The organism is Neolewinella persica DSM 23188 (assembly GCF_000373105.1).
In the GTDB taxonomy this organism is placed as follows: Bacteria; Bacteroidota; Bacteroidia; order Chitinophagales; family Saprospiraceae; genus Neolewinella; species Neolewinella persica.
In genome coordinates, this window is record NZ_KB890489.1 from 1 (window position 1) to 1,847 (window position 1,847).

Annotated in this window: 1 pseudogene; it reads left to right on the top strand. The window is 50.1% G+C overall.

Going from position 1 to position 1,847, the window contains the following annotated elements:
- Positions 1-1,847 (top strand): annotated as a pseudogene (locus B036_RS34040) (hypothetical protein); the annotation flags it as partial.

Sequence of the window (1,847 nt, forward strand, 5' to 3'; positions counted from 1 at the left end):
TGTACCGGAGTTGGTACTTTCGCCGCCAGCTATACCGCACCAGATGTGTGTGTAGGCGGTACCGTAACTGTCGTCTATAATGCGACCGACGCTTGTAACCAGACCGCTACTTGTACGAAGACCTTTACGGTTGCAGCGCAACTAGAAGAACCGACCATCATAACGGATGCAATGAATGATGATCTAGGTTGCAATCCTACGCTCACGGCTCCAGTATTTACGGTAGACGACGAGTGCAATGCGAACGCAATCCCTACCGTCAATACGACAGGCATCCTGGGAGATGGCTGTATGAAGACGCAGACCTGGACGGCCACTTACAGCAATGACTGTCAAACGGCAACTCCGAAGAGCATCACCTATACCTGGACGGAAGACGCGGAGATTGGAATCGTATGCCCACCGGATGTGACACTGGAATGCGACGAAATGGGCGTATGTCTATCTTTTGAAGGCTTTAATGCTGGCGATTTAGTAACCTCCATTGCGACTGATTTAGGACCAGTAATGATTGAAGGCCTAAATCCTTCGCTAGGTGCAGGCACCAATGCAGCCATGATTTTTGATTCTGGAAACCCTAGTGGAGGAGATGATGATTTAGGTACGCCAAATAGTGACTTTGGAGGCCTTGGTATCGGAGCTGGAGGAGAAATGGGCAAATTTCAAAATGACCGTTCACTAGGAAACCTACTGATCATTTCTACTGATTTGAATCAAGCTAATCCTAATGATGCTACAGATCCTGGCGCGGCTTTGACCTTTGATTTCTCAGCGATCGGTTTGGTAACACTCGAGCATTTGAATATGATCGATGTTGATGATAACGGACAATCTACCGGAGGAAACATTCAATTGTTTGGTCCGGGTAACAACCTGTTGGCAACGGTTAATTTTGTCCAATCCGGAAACAACGGCGTGCAATTGGTTAACCTGGGCCCAACTGCTGGAGTAGCAAGTATGGTGGTAAACATTAATGGTTCTGGAGCAATCGACAACGTTTGCTTCACTACTGGCCCGGCAACTGGCTTTCCGGTGGCAATAGAAAGTTGTGATCCTTCTCCTAACTTTTCTTTCATTGACAATATCGTGCCAGGCAACTGCCCAATGGAAAAGGTTGTTTACCGCACCTGGACGGTCAGAGATGCTTGCGGCAATGAAGATGACTGCTTACAAACAATTAACTATGAGGATACCACCCCTCCTGAAATCGTATGTCCGGCCAACATAACCATGCTAATTTGTGGAGATGCTTTACCTCCACCGCTTACTGAACTCTCTGGAACCGACAACTGTGACCCTGCTACTAGTTTCACCGTAGTCGGGGTGCAGACGGATGCCTTACCAGACGCCTTCTGTGAAGGTGACAATTTGACTTTTATCAGGACATACACGGCAACAGATGCTTGTGGTAACCTGGCAACCTGTACGCAGACCTTTACCTTTGAGCCTGATACAGAGATTCCCGTCATCAGCACCACAGCTACAAACGACGATCTCGGCTGTAACCCAACAACCGTAACTCCGCCGACCTTCACGGCGGCTGACAACTGCCTTGTCGATGATGTCGACGTAACGCCTGCAACGGACGGACCGACCGGACCTGCTTGTGCCCGCACACAAACCTGGACGGCCAACTACACCGATCCTTGTGACAACGCCGCACAGACCGTGACCATCACCTACACCTGGGTCGAAGACACGGAGATTCCCGTCATCAGCACCCCGAACATGGACGATGACCTCGGTTGTAATCCGAACGTTGTGCCTCCGACCTTCACGGCCGCGGACAACTGTCTCGCTCAGGATGTTACGGTTGTACCAACAACCGACGGACCAACCGGACCTGC